At 72.4% G+C, this 20,297-nt stretch carries 17 protein-coding genes; 10 read left to right on the plus strand and 7 right to left on the minus strand.

Going from position 1 to position 20,297, the window contains the following annotated elements:
* Positions 1–53: 53 nt before the first annotated feature.
* The 3 genes from BSB02_RS02910 to BSB02_RS02920 all read left to right on the plus strand — a co-directional run bounded on the left by BSB02_RS02910 (position 54) and on the right by BSB02_RS02920 (position 1,773).
* Positions 54–950 carry a serine protein kinase RIO gene (locus BSB02_RS02910; protein WP_084956461.1) on the plus strand — a complete coding sequence of 299 codons (897 nt, stop codon included), beginning with the start codon at positions 54–56 and terminating at the stop codon, positions 948–950.
* A gap of 69 nt (positions 951–1,019) precedes the next feature.
* On the plus strand, positions 1,020–1,403 hold the full coding sequence (locus tag BSB02_RS02915; protein WP_084956463.1) for a VOC family protein: 384 nt from the start codon (positions 1,020–1,022) through the stop codon (positions 1,401–1,403).
* Between the two features lies 1 nt (position 1,404).
* Positions 1,405–1,773 (plus strand): VOC family protein, encoded by a 369-nt coding sequence (locus BSB02_RS02920; protein ID WP_084956465.1) that lies wholly within the window; start codon positions 1,405–1,407, stop codon positions 1,771–1,773.
* A 265-nt stretch (positions 1,774–2,038) separates the two neighbouring features.
* Here the strand turns inward: BSB02_RS02920 and uvrB are convergent, their stop codons facing one another.
* From uvrB to BSB02_RS02940, 4 genes are read right to left on the minus strand one after another with little or no spacing between them, the layout of a single operon-like run.
* The gene (gene uvrB / locus BSB02_RS02925) at positions 2,039–4,147 is read right to left on the minus strand and encodes an excinuclease ABC subunit UvrB (RefSeq protein WP_084956467.1); all 2,109 of its coding nucleotides are present in this window, start codon (positions 4,145–4,147) and stop codon (positions 2,039–2,041) included.
* Positions 4,148–4,200: 53 nt separating this feature from the next.
* Positions 4,201–4,434 (minus strand): helix-turn-helix transcriptional regulator, encoded by a 234-nt coding sequence (locus tag BSB02_RS02930; protein WP_084956469.1) that lies wholly within the window; start codon positions 4,432–4,434, stop codon positions 4,201–4,203.
* 47 nt (positions 4,435–4,481) lie between these two features.
* Complete coding sequence (locus tag BSB02_RS02935; RefSeq protein WP_240506137.1) at positions 4,482–5,339, minus strand: ABC transporter permease; 858 nt, start codon at positions 5,337–5,339, stop codon at positions 4,482–4,484.
* Positions 5,336–6,211: an ABC transporter ATP-binding protein gene (locus BSB02_RS02940; RefSeq protein WP_084956472.1), complete on the minus strand. Its 876-nt coding sequence runs from the start codon at positions 6,209–6,211 to the stop codon at positions 5,336–5,338. The genes BSB02_RS02935 and BSB02_RS02940 overlap by 4 nt, the downstream gene beginning before the upstream one ends.
* A gap of 139 nt (positions 6,212–6,350) precedes the next feature.
* Here BSB02_RS02940 and BSB02_RS02945 point away from each other — a divergent pair, with 139 nt between their 5' ends.
* From BSB02_RS02945 to BSB02_RS02955, 3 genes are read left to right on the plus strand one after another with little or no spacing between them, the layout of a single operon-like run.
* A complete protein-coding gene (locus tag BSB02_RS02945) occupies positions 6,351–7,937 on the plus strand; it encodes an SPFH domain-containing protein (RefSeq protein WP_084956474.1) in 1,587 nt (528 codons plus the stop codon).
* Entirely contained in the window at positions 7,934–9,139 is a 1,206-nt protein-coding gene (locus BSB02_RS02950) for an SPFH domain-containing protein (RefSeq protein WP_084956476.1), read from the plus strand. The genes BSB02_RS02945 and BSB02_RS02950 overlap by 4 nt, the downstream gene beginning before the upstream one ends.
* A 9-nt stretch (positions 9,140–9,148) precedes the next feature.
* Positions 9,149–9,922: a sporulation protein gene (locus BSB02_RS02955; RefSeq protein WP_084956478.1), complete on the plus strand. Its 774-nt coding sequence runs from the start codon at positions 9,149–9,151 to the stop codon at positions 9,920–9,922.
* A gap of 78 nt (positions 9,923–10,000) precedes the next feature.
* Here BSB02_RS02955 and coaE read toward each other — a convergent pair whose 3' ends face one another.
* A complete protein-coding gene (coaE, locus tag BSB02_RS02960) occupies positions 10,001–10,612 on the minus strand; it encodes a dephospho-CoA kinase (RefSeq protein WP_240506138.1) in 612 nt (203 codons plus the stop codon).
* Between the two features lie 47 nt (positions 10,613–10,659).
* Here coaE and BSB02_RS02965 point away from each other — a divergent pair, with 47 nt between their 5' ends.
* From BSB02_RS02965 to BSB02_RS02975, 3 genes are read left to right on the plus strand one after another with little or no spacing between them, the layout of a single operon-like run.
* Positions 10,660–11,703: a hypothetical protein gene (locus BSB02_RS02965; protein ID WP_240506139.1), complete on the plus strand. Its 1,044-nt coding sequence runs from the start codon at positions 10,660–10,662 to the stop codon at positions 11,701–11,703.
* On the plus strand, positions 11,690–12,259 hold the full coding sequence (locus tag BSB02_RS02970) for a hypothetical protein (RefSeq protein ID WP_084956480.1): 570 nt from the start codon (positions 11,690–11,692) through the stop codon (positions 12,257–12,259). The genes BSB02_RS02965 and BSB02_RS02970 overlap by 14 nt, the downstream gene beginning before the upstream one ends.
* A gap of 10 nt (positions 12,260–12,269) precedes the next feature.
* Entirely contained in the window at positions 12,270–13,076 is an 807-nt protein-coding gene (locus BSB02_RS02975) for an inositol monophosphatase family protein (RefSeq protein WP_084956481.1), read from the plus strand.
* Here the strand turns inward: BSB02_RS02975 and BSB02_RS02980 are convergent.
* Entirely contained in the window at positions 13,063–14,241 is a 1,179-nt protein-coding gene (locus tag BSB02_RS02980; protein ID WP_084956483.1) for an ArsB/NhaD family transporter, read from the minus strand. The two genes, BSB02_RS02975 and BSB02_RS02980, sit on opposite strands and share 14 nt — an antisense overlap.
* Before the next feature lie 46 nt (positions 14,242–14,287).
* Between BSB02_RS02980 and BSB02_RS02985 the strand changes: the two genes are divergently transcribed.
* Positions 14,288–19,846 carry a WD40 domain-containing protein gene (locus BSB02_RS02985; protein ID WP_084956485.1) on the plus strand — a complete coding sequence of 1,853 codons (5,559 nt, stop codon included), beginning with the start codon at positions 14,288–14,290 and terminating at the stop codon, positions 19,844–19,846.
* Here BSB02_RS02985 and BSB02_RS02990 read toward each other — a convergent pair.
* Positions 19,819–20,292: a GNAT family N-acetyltransferase gene (locus BSB02_RS02990; RefSeq protein ID WP_084956487.1), complete on the minus strand. Its 474-nt coding sequence runs from the start codon at positions 20,290–20,292 to the stop codon at positions 19,819–19,821. The genes BSB02_RS02985 and BSB02_RS02990 overlap by 28 nt on opposite strands.
* Between the last annotated feature and the right edge of the window lie 5 nt (positions 20,293–20,297).

A 20,297-nucleotide genomic window follows, 5' to 3' on the forward strand; every position in this document is an offset into this window, starting at 1 on the left:
CCGCCCTGACCGTCGCCGGCCGGTGGGGCCACCCTTGAGGGAGACCCATCACCGTGCCCAAGCGCGATCACTCCTCTGGCAGGTCCCGTGGCAGGCGCCGCCTCGACGCCGACGACCTCGAATGGCTCGAGCGCACACCCCGGTTCACCGCCGCCGACTTCCCCGACGACGGCCCGCCCGCCGGCGACCGCTGGTCCACCTGGGACCAGAGCACCCCGACCGAGCGCGGCCCCCGGCCCCATCCCGGATGGCTGGTGACCGAGCTGGCCGCCGTCGACACCGAGCTGGGCGTGCTCAAGACCGGCAAGGAGGCCGACGTCCACCTGATCTCCCGCGGCGTGCCCGGCACCGACCGGACGTGCCTGCTGGCCGCCAAGCGGTACCGCTCGGCCGAGAACCGGATGTTCCACCGCGACACCGGCTACCTGGAGGGCCGCCGGGTCCGCGAGAGCCGCATGAACCGCGCCATGGCCAAGCGCACGGCCTTCGGCAGGGAGCTGATCGCCGGGCAGTGGGCCCGTGCGGAGTTCGAGGCGCTGTGCCGGCTGTTCGAGCTGGGGCTGCCCGTGCCGTACCCGGTGCAGATCCTGGGCACCGAGGTGCTGCAGGAGTTCGTCGGCACCGCCGACGGGCAGGCCGCCCCTCGCCTGGCCGCCGTCTCCGAGGGCCTGGACGCGCTGTGGGAGCAGCTGGTGGAGGTCATGGTACGGCTGGCGCAGGAGGGCCTGGCGCACGGCGACCTGTCGGCCTACAACCTCCTGGTGCACGATGGCCGGCTCGTCGTCATCGACCTGCCGCAGATCGTCGACGTCATCGCGCACCCGGCCGGGCCGGAGTTCCTCGACCGGGACGCGCGCAACGTGGCCACGTGGTTCGCCGCCAAGGGGGTGCCGGGCGCGGATCCGGAGGCGCTGGCCGCGCTGCTGCGCCGCGAGGCGCGGGTCGGGTGACCGGCGCGGCCGATGAGTTTCGCCCCGCCGGATGGTCTGTCCTGTGTGACAGTCCAAGGAGGAATCCTCATGAAGAAGCACAACCTGGCCGGCGTCCTGCTCGCCAGCACCGACCCCGGGCGCCTGGACGCCTGGTACCGGGCGGCCTTCGAGCCCGACAGCCACGCCGAGGTCCAGGGCTACCGGATCCTGACCTACGGCGACTTCTCGCTCGTGATCGACAGCCGCTCCGACATCGGCGACAAGAATCCCGAGCCGGGCCGCGTCATCTTCAACTTCGACGTCGAGGACGCCCGCGCGGCCGTGGAGCGGCTGAACGGCCTGGGCACGCCGTGGCTGGCCGAGCTGGAGGACCGCGACGGCAGCCTGTTCGCCACGGCCATCGACCCGGACGGCAACTACGTGCAGCTCATCCAGCTGAGCGAAGAGGCGAGGGCGGCGATGGGAGGCTGACATGTTCCGCACCACCAAGGCCTTCAGCGGCTTCTCCGTCGACGACATCGAGGCGGCGCGGGCCTTCTACGGCCAGACGCTCGGGATCGACGTGTCGGAGGAGAACGGGATGCTGACCCTGCACATCGCGGGCGATCGCGACATCCTCGTCTATCCCAAGGCCAACCATGTCCCGGCCACGTTCACGATCCTCAACTTCCCGGTCGACGACATCGACGCGGCCGTGGACGAGCTCGTGGCGCGCGGGGTGCGCTTCGAGCGCTACGAGGGCTTCCAGCAGGACGACAAGGGCATCATGCGGGGCGCCGGGCCGCCCATCGCCTGGTTCGCCGACCCGGCGGGCAACATCCTGTCGGTCATCCAGACGTAGGGCTTGCCCGCCTTGGGGACACGTGCCGATCGCCCAGGGAGCCCTGGCTCGCGCGGCACGCCGCGGCCAGCTCGCTGGGACACGTGCCGATCGCCCAGGCAGTCCTGGCCGGGGTCCTGGCCGAGTCCTCGCCGGGTCCTGGCCGCCGGCTTCCGGCGGCCAGGACCCTGTCCGTCCAGGGGCTTTCGTCCAGGCCGGCGTCCGCGCTGTCAGCGGGTGCGCGTGATCGAGACGTGCTGTCGCGGCGAAGACGGCCTGCCCGGCGTTACTTGACGCCCGCCTCCCGCATGTCACGCAGCTCCCGCTTGAGCTCCTTGATCTCGTCACGCAGCCGGGCCGCCACCTCGAACTGCAGGTCCGCCGCCGCCTGGTGCATCTGCTCGGTCAGCGACTCGATCAGGGACTCCATCTGCGCCCGGGGCAGCTCGCCCGCGATCGCCTTGGCGTGCTGGCCGGACTGCTTGGCGACGAAGCCCGGCACCGGGGCCTTGCCGCGCGACTGCTGGCGGCCGCTGCCCATGAGCTGGTCGGTGTCGGCGTCCTCGCGGGCCAGCGAGTCGAGGATGTCCGCGATGCGCTTGCGCAGCGGCTTGGGGTCGATGCCGTTGGCCTCGTTGTAGGCGATCTGCTTGGCCCGGCGCCGGTTGGTCTCGTCGATCGCCCGCTCCATCGACGGGGTGATCGTGTCGGCGTACATGTGCACCTGGCCGGAGACGTGACGCGCGGCACGGCCGATGGTCTGGATGAGCGAGGTCTCCGAGCGCAGGAAGCCCTCCTTGTCGGCGTCGAGGATGGCCACCAGCGACACCTCGGGCAGGTCGAGGCCCTCCCGGAGCAGGTTGATGCCGACCAGCACGTCGAACTCGCCGCTGCGCAGCTCCCGCAGCAGCTCGATGCGCCGCAGCGTGTCGACCTCGCTGTGCAGATACCGCACCCGGATGCCGAGGTCGAGCAGGTAGTCGGTGAGGTCCTCTGCCATCTTCTTGGTCAGCGTGGTGACCAGGGCCCGCTCGTCGCGGTCGGCGCGGACCCGGATCTCGTGGACCAGGTCGTCGATCTGGCCCTTGGTGGGCTTGACGACGACCTCGGGGTCGACCAGGCCGGTGGGGCGGATGACCTGCTCGACGACGTCGCCCTTGACCCGGCCGAGCTCGTACGGCCCCGGCGTGGCCGACAGGTAGACCGTCTGGTCGATGCGCTCCAGGAACTCCTCCCACTTCAGCGGCCGGTTGTCCATCGCCGAGGGCAGGCGGAAGCCGTGCTCGACCAGGGTGCGCTTGCGGGAGGCGTCGCCTTCGTACATCGCGCCGATCTGCGGCACGGTCTGGTGGGACTCGTCCAGCACCAGCAGGAAGTCTTCGGGGAAGTAGTCGAGCAGCGTGTTGGGCGCGCTGCCGGGCTCGCGGCCGTCGATGTGGCGCGAGTAGTTCTCGATGCCGGAGCAGGTGCCGATCTGGCGCATCATCTCGATGTCGTAGGTGGTGCGCATGCGCAGCCGCTGCGCCTCCAGCAGCTTGCCCTGCCGCTCCAGCTCGGCCAGCCGTTCGGCCAGCTCGGCCTCGATGCCGGCGATGGCCCGCTCCATGCGCTCGGGGCCGGCGACGTAGTGGGAGGCCGGGAAGATGTAGAGCTCCTCGTCCTCGGTGATGACCTCGCCGGTCAGCGGGTGCAGGGTGGCGAGCTTCTCGATCTCGTCGCCGAACATCTCGATGCGCACGGCGAGCTCCTCATACTGCGGGATGACCTCGATCGTGTCGCCGCGCACGCGGAAGGTGCCGCGCGTGAAGGCCAGGTCGTTGCGGGTGTACTGCATGTCGACCAGGCGGCGCAGCAGCTGGTCGCGCTCGACCTCGGCGCCCACGCGCAGGCGGAGCATGCGGTCGACGTACTCCTGCGGGGTGCCCAGGCCGTAGATGCACGACACCGAGGCGACCACGACCGTGTCGCGCCGGGTGAGCAGCGAGTTGGTCGCCGAGTGGCGCAGGCGCTCGACCTCCTCGTTGATCGAGGAGTCCTTCTCGATGTAGGTGTCGCTCTGCGGGACGTACGCCTCGGGCTGGTAGTAGTCGTAGTAGGAGACGAAATACTCCACCGCGTTGCCCGGCATCATCTCCCGCAGCTCGTTGGCGAACTGCGCGGCCAGGGTCTTGTTGGGCTGCATGACCAGCGTGGGCCGCTGGAGGCGCTCGATGAGCCAGGCGATCGTGGCGGTCTTGCCGGTGCCGGTGGCGCCGAGCAGCACGACGTCCTTCTCGCCCGCCTTGATGCGGCGCTCCAGCTCCGCGATGGCCGCGGGCTGGTCGCCGGATGGCGTCATCTCGGTGACGACCTTGAACGGCGCCACCTTTCGCTGCAAGTCTGTCACCGGTCGCATAGAGCCCACTGTAGGTGCTGGCGGCGACAATTCCGCGGGCCGGCCGTACGGCGCTAGGCGGACCGCTCCCCGATGCGCGGGAACGGCGTGAGCGAGAAGACCACCTCCACCGGCACCTCGAAGTACTCGGCGATGCGCAACGCCAGGTACAGCGACGGGCTGTACTCGCCGCGCTCCAGGTATCCCACCGTCTGGTAGTGGACGCCCAGCGCTTCGGCCAGCTGCCGGCGCGTGACGCCCCGCTCCGCGCGGAGCAGGGCGATGCGGTTGTAGACGGTCTCGCTCATGACGTTTCGCTCATGACAGGGTCTCGCTCATGACAGGCCCCATCTTCTCAGCCGATGCGCTGCATCGCCCGCTCCCGCCGCGCCTGCATGGCCGAGCCGGACTCCCGGCGCGCCATCCGCCGCAGGATGGGCGGCGCGAGCAGGAACCCGGCGACGGCCCAGGCCGCCAGCACCGCCACGGCCGTGCCGGGACGCCACGAGCCGCCGATCTCCGCCGCGGCGGCCGAGTCGGGCAGCAGGCCGGAGCGGACGCCCGCCCCGAGCCAGTACAGCGGGAAGACCTGCGCGACCGCCTGCATCCAGCCGGCCAGCGCGGTGATGGGGTAGAAGATCCCGGAGATCGCGGTGAGCACGCCGCCGGTCAGCATGGTCAGCCCCGCGGCGCCCTGCGGGCTCCTGGCGAGGGAGCCGACGATGGCGCCCCACGGCTGGGTGGCGGCCATGCCCAGCAGCACGAAGCCCAGCACGGACAGCCACCCGCCCAGGCCCGCCCCCGTCAGCGAGGGCACGAGGATCAGCCCGGCCGCCACGATGAGCGCCAGGCTCAGCAGGCCGCTCAGCGACAGCCCCACCGCCCGCCCGACCAGGTAGCCGGCCATCCCGTGCGGCAACGCCTTGCAGCGCAGCAGCGTGCCGTCCTCCCGCTCGACGGCCAGGGTGCCGACGGTGGAGATCAGCCCGTTGAATCCGGCCATCATGCCGATCACGCTCGGCAGGGTGAAGGCGGCCAGCGGCAGCGAGGTGCCCTCGACCGTGCCGTCGCGCTGGAAGAACAGCACGACCACCACCGCCACGGTGAAGAAGGCGTTGAAGCCCATCTCCTGGGGGTCGCGCAGGCTGTGCCGGAACTCGATCCAGGCCCGGGACAGCCCCAGCCGGGCCGCGTGCGCCGTGGGGTTGGTCACCGCTCCTCCTTCATCACCATGGCCATGTAGGTGTCCTCCAGGGTCGCCCGCCGTACCTCCAGGTCCTGGACGGCCTCGCCGTACTGGGCGAACAGGCCGCGCACGAAACCGGTGGCGTCGTCGGTGGCGTGCACGAAGTGCTCCCCGCCGACGCTCCAGCGCACCTGCGCCTCGCGGGCGACCTGGCGGGCCAGCTGGTCGGCGCTGCCGTCGGCGACGATCGCGCCCTGGTTGAGGATGAGGATCCGGTCGGCCAGCTTCTCGGCCTCGTCCAGGTCGTGCGTGGTCAGCAGGATCGTGGTCTCCTCCAGGTCCGACAGCCGGTGCATCAGGTCGTGGAAGTCGCGCCGGGCGTGCGGGTCGAACCCGGCGGTGGGCTCGTCCAGGAACAGCAGCTCGGGGCGGCCCACGATGCCGATCGCCACGTCCAGGCGGCGGCGCTGGCCGCCCGACAGCCTGGAGATCCGCTGGTCGGCGTGCTCGCCCAGGCCGACGGCGGCCACGAGCTCGTCGGTGTCGAGGGGCCGGCGGTAGGGCTCGTAGTAGCGGCCCATGTGGTGGAGCAGGTCGCGGACCTTCCACTTGCCGTGGTCCCGCCAGGACTGCAGGACCACGCCCACGCGGGCGCGCCAGGCCTCGTCGCCGCGGGCGGGGTCGACCCCGAGCACGCTGACCTCGCCGCCGGAGCGCATGCGGAAGCCCTCGAGGATCTCGATGGTGGTGGTCTTGCCCGCGCCGTTGGGCCCGAGCAGCACGATGACCTCGCCCCGCCGTACGGTGAAGTCCACGCCCTTGAGCACGTTGGTCTGGCCGTACGTCATCCGAAGATCACGGACCTCGATCACCGCCGTGTCCAGCGATGTAGCACTCATGCTCTATTTATAGCACATCTACTACATATCGCAGAAGGTCTGTGATGCCCCGTGAATCTTCTTGCAAGCGATCAGCAAGTCTGGATAGATACGGTCGGAATCGCCCTGACGGCGATTCAGCCCCCCAAAGAGAGGCGCGATGTCACAACCGAAACAGCGACTGGCCCAAGCCGGCCAGGGCATAGTCCAGGCCGTCGCCCAGGGCGGCGACGTGCGGCAGGCCGTCGGACAGGCCATGGGCCAGGTGATGAACGAGGTCGGCGCCCTGCAGCAGGCCGGGCCCGGCTTCGCGCTCAACCCCCACGACTTCGCCGCCGCCCGCGATTCCGGCCTGTCCGTCGGCACCCTCATCGAGGCTCGGACCGTCTCGCTCAGCGAGGCGGGCGAGGTGCTCAGCCGCAGCTTCGCCAAGGACGGCATGCACGTCATCTCGCCCGTGGTGATCCCCAAGGGCAGCACCGCCAAGGTGCTCGTCCCGCTCGTCGTGCTCGTCGCGCTCGGCCTGGTCGGGGCGCTCGGCGGCGTCCTGCCGTACGTCGACGTGCTGTTCGGCCCGCACTACTGGGCGGTGCTGGTGCTGGCGGCGGCGTTCTTGTGGTGGCGGCGCAGCGTGGTCATGGTGCCCGACGGCTGCAAGGCGCTGATCACCAAGTTCGGCAAGCTCGTCCAGATCGCCGAGCCGGGCCGGGTGACGCTGTTCAACCCCTGGAAGCGCGTCAGCTACATCGTCAACACCACGCGCGAGTACCCCTTCAACGCGCCCATCCGCGAGGCGCCCACCCAGCAGGGCGTCAAGGCCAGCGTCGACCTGTTCCTGCAGTTCCGCATCGAGAACCCCGCCGAGTTCATCTTCGTGCTCGGCTCGGTCAGCGGCTTTTCCTCCAAGCTGCAGAACGCCATCAGCGAGGTGACGCGCAGCCTCATCTACGCCCAGCGCGCCGAGGAGATCTACGACCTGGTCGGCGAGAGCACCCAGGGCATGCTGGAGTCGCTCAACCAGCAGTTCCTGCCCGCCGTACGGCTCACCGACGTCAACATCACCCACGCCGAGCCCTCCAGCCAGGAGTACCGCATGGACCTGGCCGCGCCCGAGATGGTGCGCGTGGCCAAGGAGGCCTACACCTACGAGTACGAGCTGCAGCTGCGCAAGGAGCAGAACGAGGGCGACCTGGTCAAGGAGCTCGCCGGGCTGCAGGAGGAGCTCAGCGCCATCCAGGCCGAGATCGCCGCCTACCAGGCCCGCATGGACACCGCACTGGAACGCCAGACCCACCAGGCCACGGCCCTGGCCCGGCAGCGCCTGGTGGAGGCCGAGTCCACCGCCAAGGCCAACGCCGCCCTCCTGGAGGCCCAGGCGCTGGACATCCGGGCGCTGAGCGCGGCCGAGGCGCCGGAGATCCTCGACTACCGCTTCCAGCAGGACCTGCTGGACAAGCTGGAGTCCGTCGCCGCCCGCCTGCCTCAGGTGGTGCAGGTCGGCGACGAGGCCGACATCGACTTCCTGGCGCTGGCCCAGCAGCTCGTGGGCGGCAGGGGCGCCGCCCTGTTCTCCCCCGAGGACATGGCCGCCATCCGGGGGCGGCTGGACGAGATCGCCAGGCGCGTGTCGGAACGCACGCCCGAGATCGCTTCGTTGCTCAGCCGTACGGCCGAGGAGACCGGCGCCGAACCGCCGGACCCCGAGGCCACCATCGTCCACCAGCTGCCGGGAAGTGAGGCCCGATGAGCCGCGAGTTCTCCAAGATCAAGGAATCTCTCGCCTCCTGGTCGGAGATCCGGCAGCTGCTGCGGGGCGGCGAGCAGGGCCAGCTGGTCCCGGTCGTCATCCCCAAGGACCGGCGCGGCTTCGCCTGGATCGCGCTGGTGTTCCTGGCGCTGTACGCCGCCGGGTCGCTCACCCTGTACGGCATCGTCGCCGGAGTGGCGCTGCTGGCGGTCGCGCTCGTGTGGATGTGGCGCCGGGCGATCATCGAGATCGAGGAGGGCACCACCGGCGTGCGCAGCCGGTGGGGCGCCATCGTCGGCACGCTGCCGCCGGGACGCCACTACCTGTGGCTGCCGTGGGACCGGGTGGACGCGGTGGTCGACACCTCCACCGAGATCCCCTACTCCGCGCCGATCGTGGCCTGCCCCACGGCCGAGAACGTGCCGCTGAAGTCGATCGAGTTCTTCCTGAAGTTCCGCATCGTCGACCCGGTGGCGTTCGTCCGCACGATCGGGGCGGGCAACTTCGACCTGGTGCTGTCCAGCGCCGTGCAGGACGCCATCCGCCAGCGCGGCCGCCGGGTGCACACCGAGCGCGCCTACGACCTGCGCGGCTCGGACGTGGGCGACATGCAGGAGGCGCTGAACCGGCAGCTGGGCCGGTACGGCGTGCGCATCACCGGGGCCAACATCCCCGACGTGCAACTGCCCGACCAATACCAGCAGCACCTGGCCACCCGGGAGAAGGTCGCCAAGGAGCTGTCGGCCTACGAGCGCGAGTGGGAGCTGACCCGCAAGCGCCGCATCGACACGCTCAAGATGGAGATCGAGCGGGCCAAGAAGACCAGGGACGCGCGCATCGTCGAGGTCAAGGCCGCGCTCAACAAGGCGCGCAAGGACGTCGCCCGCATGCTGGAGGAGCAGGAGACCGAGGCCCAGCGGGTGCGCTGGGAGATCGAGGCGCGCGGCCGCGCCGAGCTGACCGCCGCCGAGAACGAGGCCAAGGCGCTGCGCCGGCTGGCGGAGTCCTACCGCGACAACCGCGCGGTCCTGCAGTACGAGCTGGCCCGCCGCAGGCTCGACGTGGGCGCCAAGCTGGCGGAGAATGCCCCGCAGCCCCTCGTCGTCCGCACGCGCGGCGGCTCGGAGGACTCGGCCCTGTCCACCCTGCTGCTCGCGCAGCTGCTCCCGAGGCTGTCCGCCAACGGGAACCAAGCCACCTAGGAGAAACCCATGGTCTTTCGCAAGCTGATGGCCGCGTTCGGCGCGGGCGTCGAGGTCGACACCGTCCTGCACTCCACCAGCGTCCGGCCCGGCGAGCTGCTGCGCGGCACCGTCAACTTCCGCGGCGGCGGCTCGGACTACAAGGTCGAGGGCATCTTCATCGACCTGACGGCCGTGGTGGAGGTCGAAAGCGGCGACAACGAGTACCGCAGCACCTACAGCTTCCTGCACCAGCAGGTGGCCGGGGCGTTCCAGCTGGCCGCGGGCGCCGCGCACAGCCAGCCGTTCGAGATCCCGATCCCGTGGGAGACGCCGATCAGCGCCATCGGCGGCCACCCGCTGCACGGCATGAAGCTCGGCGTGCAGACCGAGCTGGCCCTGGCCGGGGCGCTGGACAAGGGCGACCTGGACCCGCTGTTCGTCAACCCGCTGCCCGCGCAGGAGTACATCATCGCCGCGCTGGACCGCATGGGCTTCCAGTTCAAGAAGGCCGACCTGGAGCGCGGCACGCTGTACGGCTCGACGATGCCGTTCTTCCAGGAGATCGAGTACTACGCGGGCGGCCAGTGGCGCCGCTACTTCAACGAGCTGGAGCTGACCTTCATCGCCGGTCCCTCGCAGATGGACGTCATCCTGGAGGCCGACAAGCGCGGCGGCTTCCTGACCTCCGGCCAGGACGCCTACAACCGCTTCACGGTCCGCTACACCGATCCGCCCGGCTCGGCCGACCAGGCGCTGCAGCGCGGCCTGGAGGCCATGGCGCGCCACCGCGGCTGGTTCTAGCCGGCCGGTACGGCAGGCGTCGTCCCGGCGCCATCCCGATGAGCGGGGAGGGCGCCGGGACGACGAGGTTCGCGGCGATCATCCGGGGACGCGGGCCGTCAGCTCCTCCCACACCTCGCGGACGCGGGCGTCCAGCTCCTCCAGCGTGTCCTCGTTGACGATCACGATGTCGGCGACCGCCAGCCGTTCCTCGCGCGAGGCCTGGGCGGCCATGCGCGAGCGCGCCTCGGCCTCCGCCATGCCCCGGTGCTCGCGCAGCCGCCGGATCCGCGTCTCGTCGCCGGCGTCCACGACGATCACCACGTCGTACATGGGCGCCAGCTTGTTCTCGGCCAGCAGCGGCACGTCGTAGACCACGATCGCGTCGCCGGCCGCCTGGCTCTGCAGCTCGGCCACGCGCTCGCCGACCAGCGGGTGGACGATGCCGTTGAGCGTGGCGAGCTTGTCGGGGTCGTTGAACACGATCGAGCCGAGCTTCTCCCGGTTCAGCGTGCCGTCCTCGCGCAGCACCCCCTCGCCGAAGGCCGCCACGACCCTGGCCAGCCCCTCGGTGCCGGGCTCCACCACCTCGCGGGCGATCTTGTCGGCGTCGATCACGACCGCGCCCAGCTCGTCCAGCCGCCTGGACACCTCGCTCTTGCCCGACCCGATCCCGCCGGTCAGCCCCACCTTCAGCACGGTCGCCAGCATACGGCTCCTGACAGGGTCATGACCCGATCGTTACGATGGGGAGCGAGATGAGGCGATTCATCGCGGCGGTGAAGCGGGCCGCCCCGTGGGCGGCGCAGAACGCCGACGGCGCCATCGCCCTGGGCCTGGCGGTCCTCGTCGGCGTGCTGGGCATCCTGCCGGACGAGCTGTTCGGCCGCAACGGCGCACAGGTGCAGAACCAGCTGGTCAGCGCGGCCACCCTGGTGATCCTGGCGCTGGTGGCGACGGCGCTGCTGCGCGACCGCGTGCGCCAGGCGCCGGTGGAGGAGACCATCACGTCCGGGGCGTTATCCCAGCTCCCGGTACGGCTGGCGCGGCTGGAGGAGATCGAGTCGCTGGTCGACGGCACCCGCAGGGCGCTGGACCAGCTCCAGCTGGTGCGCATCCTGGCCAGCTCCAGGGAGATCGCCCAGGCCCTCGCCGAGGCCCGCCGGGAGACCTCCACGTGGAGCTTCAAGGGCGGCACCGGCACCTACATCCGGGCCGTCACGCTGCCCCAGTGCGTGGCGGCGGCGCGCCGCGACAAGCGGGACCTGACCTTCCGCATCGAGATCATCGACCCGGCGAACCCGGAGGTGTGCGAGGCCTACGCGCACTACCGCCGCTCGCTGTCGGACCAGCCCGACGGCACCGGGGAACGCTGGTCGGCCGACCGGGCGCGCAAGGAGTCCTACGCCACGATCCTGGCCGCCTTCTGGTACCGCCAGCGCTACAGCCTGCTCGACATCCGCGTCGGCCTGTCGGCCGCCATGACGACCTTCCGCTGGGACCTGTCCGACAGCCGCATGGTCATGACCGTCGAGGACCCCAACCGGGCGATGACCGCGCTGTCGGGCACCTTCTTCTACGAGAGCGCCAAGACCGAGCTTCGCCTGAGCCTGGAGCAGGCGCGGCCGGTGCCGCTGGAGGCCTACAAGACGGCCTGGCTCAGCGACGAGCCGACCGTGGAGGAGGTGCAGGAGCTGTTCGAGCGCATCGGCGTGCCGCTGCCCAAGTCCTACGACGAGCGCGACGTGGTGGCCATCGCCCGCAAGGCCCTGCGCGCCAAGGACCCCTATGACATCGGTTGACCTGAAGCGGCTGCGGCAGGTGCGGGCGGTGCGCCACCCGCTCGGCTTCGTCTGCTTCCCGCTGGCGCGCGACGGCGGCCGGGGCGTCTGCCTGCACCTGTGGTCGGGGGCGCTGGCCGCCGCCTCCGCCACCACCTCCCAGATCCACTGCCACAGCTGGGACCTGGTCAGCCACGTCCTGTACGGGCAGATGCGCAACGTCCACGTCACCGTGGAGGACGCCGGGGCCGACGCCACGCACCGCGTGTTCGAGGTGGTCAGCGGCCCCGACGGGGACCTCATCGAGCCGACGCCCCGCACCGTGCGGCACCGCACCGGCCTGGTGGAGGTCTTCGGCCCCGGCGACACCTACACGCTGGCCGCCGGGCGCTTCCACAGCAGCGTGGTCGCCGAGGACGGCGAGGCGGCCACGGTCGCCTACGGCAGCGGCACGCCCGGCGGGCGTGACCTGTCGCTGGGTCCGCTGGAGGTCGGCCGGCACCGCGTGGCGCGGCAGCCGCTGACCGCCGAGGAGACCGCGCTGGCGGTGAGCCTGATCGAAGCGCGGCTGAGCTGAGAGGTGCGCCATGGAGCTGGAGCGGGCGCGGCGGGTGGCGGTGGAGGCCGCCGAGGCGGCCGGGGCGCTGCTGCGCGCCGGGACGCGGGGTCCGCTCGGCGTGCGGGCCAAGGGCGGCTCCGGCGACGTGGTGACCGACCTGGACCTGGCCGCCGAGAAGCTGATCCTGGAACGCCTCACCGGCGCCTTCCCGGAGCACGCGGTGATCGCCGAGGAGTCGGGGCTGCTGGGCGAGTCGGCCTCGGCCGAGTGGACCTGGCTGGTGGACCCGCTCGACGGCACCAACAACGTGGCCATCGGGCTGCCCGCCTACGTGGTGGGCCTGGCGCTGTGCCGCCGGGGCCGCCCGGTGCTGGGCGTGGTGCACGACCCGGTCACCGCCCGCACCTGGTCGGCCCTGCGGGGCCGCGGCGCCTACTGCTCCACCGGAGTACGGCTGTCGCCTCCGGCCAGGCCCTGGCCGCACGGCCCGCTGCTGGCCTGGACGCAGGGCCACGCCGTGGCCCGGGACGACCCGGTCGTGCGGGCGCTCAAGGGCACGCTGGAGGTCGCGGCCCGGCGGGTGCTGCAGCTGTGGGCGCCGCTGCTGTCGTGGGTGATGCTGGCCAGGGGCGACATCGACGGGTTCATCGGCTACCGGGCCGAGGCGGTCGACCTGCCCGCCGGGGCGCTCATCGCCCAGGAGGCCGGTCTGGAGGTCAGGGCGCTGGACGGCGGGCCGTTCGAGGAGCACATCGACGGCGGGCCGGAGGACCGCAGCTTCGTGGCCGGCCACCCCGACGTCATCGGGGCGCTGCTGGAGCTCAGCCGAGCGTGAGCGCCCAGACCGCGGCCAGCGTCCCGGCCACGGCCAGGACCGCGCCGGTGGCCAGGAAGCGGCGCATCGGCACCTTCACGTCGTGGCGGCGGCAGGACTCGAACCACAGCAGCGTCGCCAGCGACGCCCACGGCGTGACGACCGGTCCCACGTTGGTGCCGATGAGTAAGGCGAGCAGCTGGTTCTGGGCGCTGCCGGGGACGACCTGCTCTAGCGCCTTGTAGGCGGGCAGGTTGTTGATCGTGTTGGACAGGGCCGCGCCCATGGCCGCCGTGCGGTAGGGGTCGCCGTCCGTGCCGAGCATCCACCTCATCAGGTCCGCCAGGCCGTACCGGGAGACCGTGGGGACGACCAGGAACAGGCCGGTCACGAAGATCAGCAGTTGCCAGGGGATCAGGCTCCAGCTCAGCCGCTTGCGGTCGCGCAGGAAGAAGGCGGCCACCACGATGGCCGCCGCGGCCGGCGCCGCGACCCCGACGGGCACGTCGGCCAGCAGGGCGGCGATGAACAGCGCGCACGCGGCCGAGGCGGCGCCGAACAGCGCCCGGTCGGCGATCGGGCCGGGCACGGGCGGCTCGTACCGCGGGGCGCCCCGGTGGCGCCGCCGCCAGTAGAAGACCCACAGCAGGGCGAGCGTCACCGCGATCGAGGCCAGCTGCGGCAGCCACATCCGCCCGGCGAACTCCAGGTTGCCCAGCCCGATCTTCTGCATGCCCAGCAGGTTGGTCAGGTTCGACACCGGCAGCAGCAGGCTCGCGGTGTTGGCCAGCCAGATGGTCGTCATGGCCAGCGGCAGGGCGGCGATGCCGGCGCGGCCGGCCAGGGCCAGCATGACCGGCGTGAGCAGCACCGCCGTGGTGTCGAGGTTGAGGAAGATCGTGACGATCGACGCGAAAGCCGTGCAGAAGAAGAACAGCGCCACGTAGTCGCCGCGGGCCGCCACCGCCATGCGCACCGCGATGGCGTCGAAGACCTGCGCCTCCTTGGTGAGCTCGGCCAGGACGATCACCCCGGCCAGGAACACCAGCAGCGGCCCGATCGCCCGCAGGCTCGCCGCCGCCTCCTCCAGCGGCAGCAGCCCCGTGGCGACGAAGACCACGCCGAGGGCGAGCAGCCCGATCCTGATCCAGTCGAGCACGCCCAGCCGCCCCAGCACAGCACGCATGGTCTCACACCTGGCCGATCTTCGGCACCACTGGGATACTGGGCCAATGGCGCGTGACGGCAGGCCTGTCGACATCTTCGTCAGCTACTCCCCCGCCGACACGGCATGGGCCACCTGGCTGGCCTGGCAGCTGGAGGAGGCCGGCTACCGCACGATGATCCAGGCGTGGGACTTCGTGCCCGGCACGAACTTCATCGACTTCATGGACCAGGGCGTGCGCGAGGCGAAGCTGGTCGTGGCGGTGCTGTCGGCCCGGTACCTCGACTCCACCTACGGCAAGATGGAGTGGCAGACCGCGCTGCGGGCCGACCCCCGCAACCCGATGGGCAAGCTGGTCCCGATCCGGCTGGAGGACGTGCCGCTGGAGGGCCGGCTGCTGTCCACGATCACCTGGGTGGACCTGGTGGGCCTCACCGACGAGGCGGAGATCCGCTCGTTAGTCCTGGCCCGCGTCCGGGAGGCGATGGCCGGACGGGCCAAGCCGCACGAGCCGCCCGCCTTCCCGGGCGGCTCGGCCGTGCCGCCGCCCGCCGCCCCGGTCGCCCTCCCGGCGCCGGCCGCCCGGCACCGCCGCGCGCCCCTGACCCGGCCGCGCTTCCCGCTGGCCGCCGACGGCCGGCGCCGGGAGGCGCTGTCGATCCTGCACGTCGGCGGGCCGCGCTTCGGGCGGGCGCTGCCGGAGGCCGGCGAGCCGTTCACGCCCGAGGACGTGCACGCCGCGATCGCCGCCGACCTGTCGGTCATGTACGACGCGGGAGCGCGCCGTCCCGACCTGCTGGTGGTCAGCGGCGACCTCACCGAGTCCGGCAGCCTGGGGCAGTTCGGCAAGGCCCTGCGGCTGCTGACCGACCTGCGGCTGCTGGTGGGGCTGGAGCCGCAGCGCGTGGTCGTCGTGCCGGGCCCGCGCGACGTCACCAAGGCCATGGCCAGCGCCTACTTCCTGACCTGCGAGGCGGCCGACGAGCAGCCCGAGCCGCCCTACTGGCCCAAATGGCAGCACTTCGCGGGCATGTTCGCCGAGCTTTACCAGGGGCTGGACGACCGGGTGTTCGACGGCGGGCAGCCGTGGACCCTGTTCGAGCTGCCCGACCTGCGGGTCGTGGTCGCCGGGCTCAACTCCACGATGGCGATGAGCCACCTGGACAAGCACGACTACGCGCTGCTCGGCGACCGGCAGTCGTCCTGGTTCGCCGAGCGGCTGCGCGCCTACGAGGAGCGCGGCTGGCTCAGGATCGGCGTCGCCGGCCACCCGCCGGCCGCGCTGGAGGACTCGGCGGCCTTCCACCGGCTGCTGAGCCGCCGCCTGAACCTCCTGCTGCACGGGCAGGGCGAGGCGGGCCCGGGCGCGGTGGCCGCCCCGCGCGCCGGAAGCGCCCAGCTCGTGGAGATCACGCCGCGCGGCCTGACCGTCTGGCCGCCCCACGGCGAGCCCAGGCGCGTCGCCCACCGGCTGCGGGCCGCCGACGCCACCTTCGCGGCCCAGCCGCCCGAGCCCGCCGAGCCCGCGCCGCGGGCCCCGCTGCCCGGCCCCGAGCCGACCCCCGCCGAACTGCTGCTGGACCGCATCACCGAGGTGTGCGAGGCCAGGCACGAACGCGCCAAGATCAGGCGGTACGGCACGCACCTGGTGATCACCTATCCGGAGGACGGCTTCGTCCGGCAGCTCATGGTCGGCGCGCTCGCGGGCGAGCCCACGGCCGAGAGCGTCACCCCCTTCCTGCGGCAGGCCCGTGCCGCCGACATCCCCGCCGAGCTGGTCTACCAGGGTCCGCCACCGGCCCGGTCGCTGCGCGAGGACCTCATGCGCCGAGGGGTGCGGCTGCGCAGCTTCACCGAGTTCCAGGGCCTGCTGGACCTGTCCGGCTACGTCGCCGAGCAGACCGCGCGGCTCAACTCCGACCGCCGCTACCCGCCCGGCCTGTACGTGCCGCAGCGCTACCGGGAGCTGGACCGGTCCGGCCACGAGGTCAAGGAGGGCCTGACCGACGAGCTGATGCGGCTGCTGGCCGCCGACCACGGCCGGTTCCTGCTGCTGCTGGGCGACTTCGGCCGGGGCAAGACCTTCGCCCTGCGGGAGCTGGCCAGGCGCATCCCGGCCGAGCTGCCCCACCTGATCCCGATCCTCATCGAGCTGCGCGCCCTGGACAAGGCGCACTCGGTCGACGGGCTGGTGGCCGCCCACCTGGCCAACCACGGCGAGGAGGTCATCGACCTCAAGGCCTTCCACTACCTGCTCCGGCAGGGCCGCATCGTGCTGCTGTTCGACGGCTTCGACGAGCTGGTCACCCGCGTCACCTACGACCGGGCCGCCGACCACCTGGCCACGCTGCTGGCCGCCGCGCAGGACAAGGCGAAGATCGTCGTGGCCAGCCGTACGCAGCACTTCAAGTCCCACAGCCAGGTGCTGACCTCCCTCGGCGAGATGGTCGGCGTGCTGCCGCAGCGGCGCGTCTTCGGCCTGGAGGACTTCTCGCCCGGGCAGATCCGCGCCTACCTCGGCAACCGCTTCGGCGACGAGCAAGAAGCCGGGGCGCGCATGGCGCTGCTGGAGGGCATCAAGGACCTGCTGGACCTGGCGCAGAACCCGCGCATGCTCAGCTTCATCGCCGACCTCGACGTCGACCGGCTCCGCGCCGTCGCCGCCACCCGCCACACCATCAGCCCGGCGCTGCTGTATGAGGAGATCCTCGGCTCCTGGCTGGCCTTCGAGGCGCAGCGGGCGCGCGTGCCGGGCGCCGCCCGCGCGCTGGACCTGGAGGAGCTGTGGCGGGCCGTGACCGCCCTGGCCGTGCGGCTGTGGGACACCGGCGAGTCGCTGCTCAGCCTGGAGGAGCTCACCGAGATCGCCGAGACCCTCACCGACCTGGCCGACGGGCAGCTCACCGGCGGCCACGCCGCCTACGCGGTGGGCTCGGGCAGCCTGCTGGTGCGCACCGAGGAGGGCATGTTCGGCTTCATCCACCTGTCGGTGATGGAGTGGCTGGTCGCCCGGCACATCGCCCGCGGCAACCTCTCCGCCCTGGCCCGCCGCCCGCTCTCGCCGCTGACCGTGGAGTTCCTGTGCGACCTGGCCGACGCCCAGGCCGTCCGCGCGTGGGTCGCCGCGGTGCTGGGCGACCCCTCGGCCGACGCCGTCGCCCGGGCGAACGCCGTCAAGATCAGCGCCCGGCTGCGCATCCCGGCCCAGGCCGACCTGCGCGGCGCCGACCTGCGCGGGGAGGACCTGTCGGGGCGCGACCTGTCGGACGCCGACCTCACCGGCGTGAACCTGACGGGCGCCACGCTCGTGGGCGCCGACCTGTCCCGGGCGATCCTGCGCGACGCCAGGCTCGTCGACGCCCGGCTGGACGAGGCCAGGCTGGCGGGCGCCGACCTGCGCGGCGCGGACTTCTCCAAGGCGCGGCTGGCCCGCGCCGACCTGTCCGACGCGGTCTTCGAGGGCAGCACGTGGAACCGGGCCGCGCTGATCGACGTGCGCGGCACGCTGCCGCCGCTGCGCGGCGCCGCGGTGGTGCCCGGCCAGCCGATCGAGACCCAGCTCGCGCCCGCCGCGCTGGGCGTGCCGTACGGCTACCACTTCCAGACCGCCCGCCTGCCCCAGCCGGTCGCCTACAGCCGCGACGGGGCGCTGCTGGCCATCGGCGGCGAGGACGGCGGCGTGGTGCTGTGCGACGGCGACAGCGGCCTGCCCATCCGCACGCTGCAGGGTCACCGCGGCCGCGTCTACGCGGTCGCGTTCTGCGACGGGCTGCTGGCCACCGGCGGCGGCGACGGCACGGTCCGGCTGTGGGACCCGGCCTGCGGCGAGCTCCGCCACGTGCTCCAGGGCCATCCCGACGGGGTGTGGCCGGTGCTGTTCAGCCCCGACGGCACGATGGTCGCGGCCGGCGGCGCCGACGGGATCGTGCGCGTCTGGGACACCCGCTCCGGATCGGTGCTGCGCGAGCTGGGCGGGCACCAGGCGCCCGTCTACACCGCGACGTTCTCCGGCGGGCTGCTCGTCACCGGCGACGGCGCCGCCCGCATCCGCCTGTGGGACCTGGGCAGCGGCGAATGCCGGCGCGTCATCGACGACCACGGCGGCGCCGTCTACCGGGTGGCCGTCCACGGCGACCTGCTGGCCGCCGGCGACCGCGACGGCGTCGTCAGGATCTGGCACCGCGCCACCGGCGAGCTGCTGCACACCATGGCCGGCCACACCGGCCGCGTCTACTGCCTGACCTTCTCCCCCGACGGCAGCCTGCTGGCCACCGGCGACACCGACGGCGCGGTACGGCTGTGGGTCCCGGCCACCGGCGAGGCGCTGGGCGTGGCCGCCACCCACCGCGGCGCCGTCTACCAGGTGGCCTTCAGCCCCTCGGGCACGAGCCTGGCCTCCGGCGACTCCGAGGGCGCCATCCAGCTGCACACCGGCGGCGAGCGGCGGGACCTGGCCGGCCACCGGGGCGCGGTGTGGCCGTTCGCGTTCCGGCCCGACGGCGGCCAGCTGGCCACCAGCAGCAACGACGGCACCACCCGGCTGTGGGACCCGGCCACCGGCCGCTGCCAGCGGGTGCTGCGCGGCCACGGCCGCCGCATCACCTCCGCCCGCTTCAGCGCCGACGGCACGATGCTGGCCACCAGCGGCAACGACGGCGTGGTCCGCATCTGGGACCCGGTCACCGGGCGGCGGCTGCGCGAGTTCCACGGCCTGGCCGACCGGCTGATCTCAGCCGTCTTCTCCCCCGTCGGCACCACCCTGGCCACCTCCAGCAACGACGGCGGCGTGCACCTGTGGAACGGCGCCACCGGCGACTACGAGCGCGAGCTGAACGCCGAGACCGAGCACGTGTGGGCCGAGGCGTTCAGCCCCGACGGCCGGCGCCTGGCCACCGCCAACGACGACGACAGCGTCCGGGTCTGGTACCGCTCGACCGGCGGCGTGGTCGCCAACCTGGCCGACCACCGGGGCCGGGTCCGCTCGATCGCGTTCAGCCCGGACGGCTCGGCCATCGCCACCGGCTGCGACGACCGGCGCGTGCGGATCTGGGACGTCGACTCCGGCGAGCTGCTGCGGACGCTGGACCGGCACACCGACCGCGTCTACGCGGTGCTGTTCGACCTCTCCGGCGAGCTGCTGGCCAGCGCCGGCAACGACGGCCTGGCCATCGTGTGGCGGGACGGCGAGCCCGTGCACGTCTTGCGCCACCCCGGGAGGCTGTGGACGGCCGCGTTCGACCCGTCCGGCACGGTGCTGGCCACCGGCGGCGACGACCTGGACGTGCGCCTGTGGGACCTGTCCAGCGGCAGGCTGCTGCACACCCTCGCCGGCCACTCCCGCCGGGTCTCCTCGGTCGCCTTCTCCCCCTCCGGCGACCTGCTGGCGACCTCGGCCGACGACGGCACGGTCATGCTGTGGACCGTGGGCGGGACGCCCGCCGTCCGGTGCACGCTGCTCGGCCTGCCGGAGGGGTGGGCGGCGCTGGCCCCCGACGGCCGCTACAAGCACGAGGGCGAGGTCGCCGGGCAGTTCTGGCACGCCGTGGGCATGTGCCGCTTCGAGGTGGGCGAGCTGGACCCCTACCTGCCGGCGGTGCGTCAGGTGCCGCTGGAGGCGCCGTTCTGACGCCTCATGTGGATCATGGTCAGGTGGTCGTCCATGCGTTCGCGGTGGGTCTCCACGTAGCCGAGCCTGCGGTACAGCCGCAGGTTGCCCTCCGACAGGTGGCCGGTGAACAGGTCGAACGCCTCGGCCTGCGGCAGGCTCTCGTGGAGGGCGGCGAGCAGGGCCGTGCCGACGCCGCGTCCCTGGACGTCGGGCGCGACGACGAGCCGGCCCACCAGGCAGGTGGTGCCCGACAGCTTGCCGCGCACCGCGCCCACGATCCGGTGCCCCTCGACCGCCTTGAGCACGGTGCCCGTCTCGATGGCGGCGCGGACCTGGTCGACCGACTCCACCAGGGGCGGGATGAACGGGTCGCCGTACAGCTGGGCCTCGGTGACGTAGGCGGCGCGGGTCAGCGTGAGGATCTCCCCGGCGTCACCGGGGCGGGCGCGTTCGATGTGCGGCACGCGGC

The organism is Thermoactinospora rubra (assembly GCF_002093975.1).
Taxonomy (GTDB): domain Bacteria; phylum Actinomycetota; class Actinomycetes; order Streptosporangiales; family Streptosporangiaceae; genus Nonomuraea; species Nonomuraea rubra_A.

Bases quoted from the DNA above. Each gene is read 5' to 3' on its own strand.
- BSB02_RS02965 (WP_240506139.1), top strand. From the start codon at position 10,660: ATGAGGCGATTCATCGCGGCGGTGAAGCGGGCCGCCCCGTGGGCGGCG.
- coaE (WP_240506138.1), bottom strand. From the start codon at position 10,612: ATGCTGGCGACCGTGCTGAAGGTGGGGCTGACCGGCGGGATCGGGTCG.
- uvrB (WP_084956467.1), bottom strand. From the start codon at position 4,147: ATGCGACCGGTGACAGACTTGCAGCGAAAGGTGGCGCCGTTCAAGGTC.
- BSB02_RS02950 (WP_084956476.1), top strand. From the start codon at position 7,934: ATGAGCCGCGAGTTCTCCAAGATCAAGGAATCTCTCGCCTCCTGGTCG.
- BSB02_RS02970 (WP_084956480.1), top strand. From the start codon at position 11,690: ATGACATCGGTTGACCTGAAGCGGCTGCGGCAGGTGCGGGCGGTGCGC.
- BSB02_RS02945 (WP_084956474.1), top strand. From the start codon at position 6,351: ATGTCACAACCGAAACAGCGACTGGCCCAAGCCGGCCAGGGCATAGTC.
- BSB02_RS02920 (WP_084956465.1), top strand. From the start codon at position 1,405: ATGTTCCGCACCACCAAGGCCTTCAGCGGCTTCTCCGTCGACGACATC.
- BSB02_RS02955 (WP_084956478.1), top strand. From the start codon at position 9,149: ATGGTCTTTCGCAAGCTGATGGCCGCGTTCGGCGCGGGCGTCGAGGTC.
- BSB02_RS02930 (WP_084956469.1), bottom strand. From the start codon at position 4,434: ATGAGCGAGACCGTCTACAACCGCATCGCCCTGCTCCGCGCGGAGCGG.
- BSB02_RS02980 (WP_084956483.1), bottom strand. From the start codon at position 14,241: ATGCGTGCTGTGCTGGGGCGGCTGGGCGTGCTCGACTGGATCAGGATC.
- BSB02_RS02915 (WP_084956463.1), top strand. From the start codon at position 1,020: ATGAAGAAGCACAACCTGGCCGGCGTCCTGCTCGCCAGCACCGACCCC.
- BSB02_RS02940 (WP_084956472.1), bottom strand. From the start codon at position 6,211: ATGAGTGCTACATCGCTGGACACGGCGGTGATCGAGGTCCGTGATCTT.
- BSB02_RS02985 (WP_084956485.1), top strand. From the start codon at position 14,288: ATGGCGCGTGACGGCAGGCCTGTCGACATCTTCGTCAGCTACTCCCCC.
- BSB02_RS02975 (WP_084956481.1), top strand. From the start codon at position 12,270: ATGGAGCTGGAGCGGGCGCGGCGGGTGGCGGTGGAGGCCGCCGAGGCG.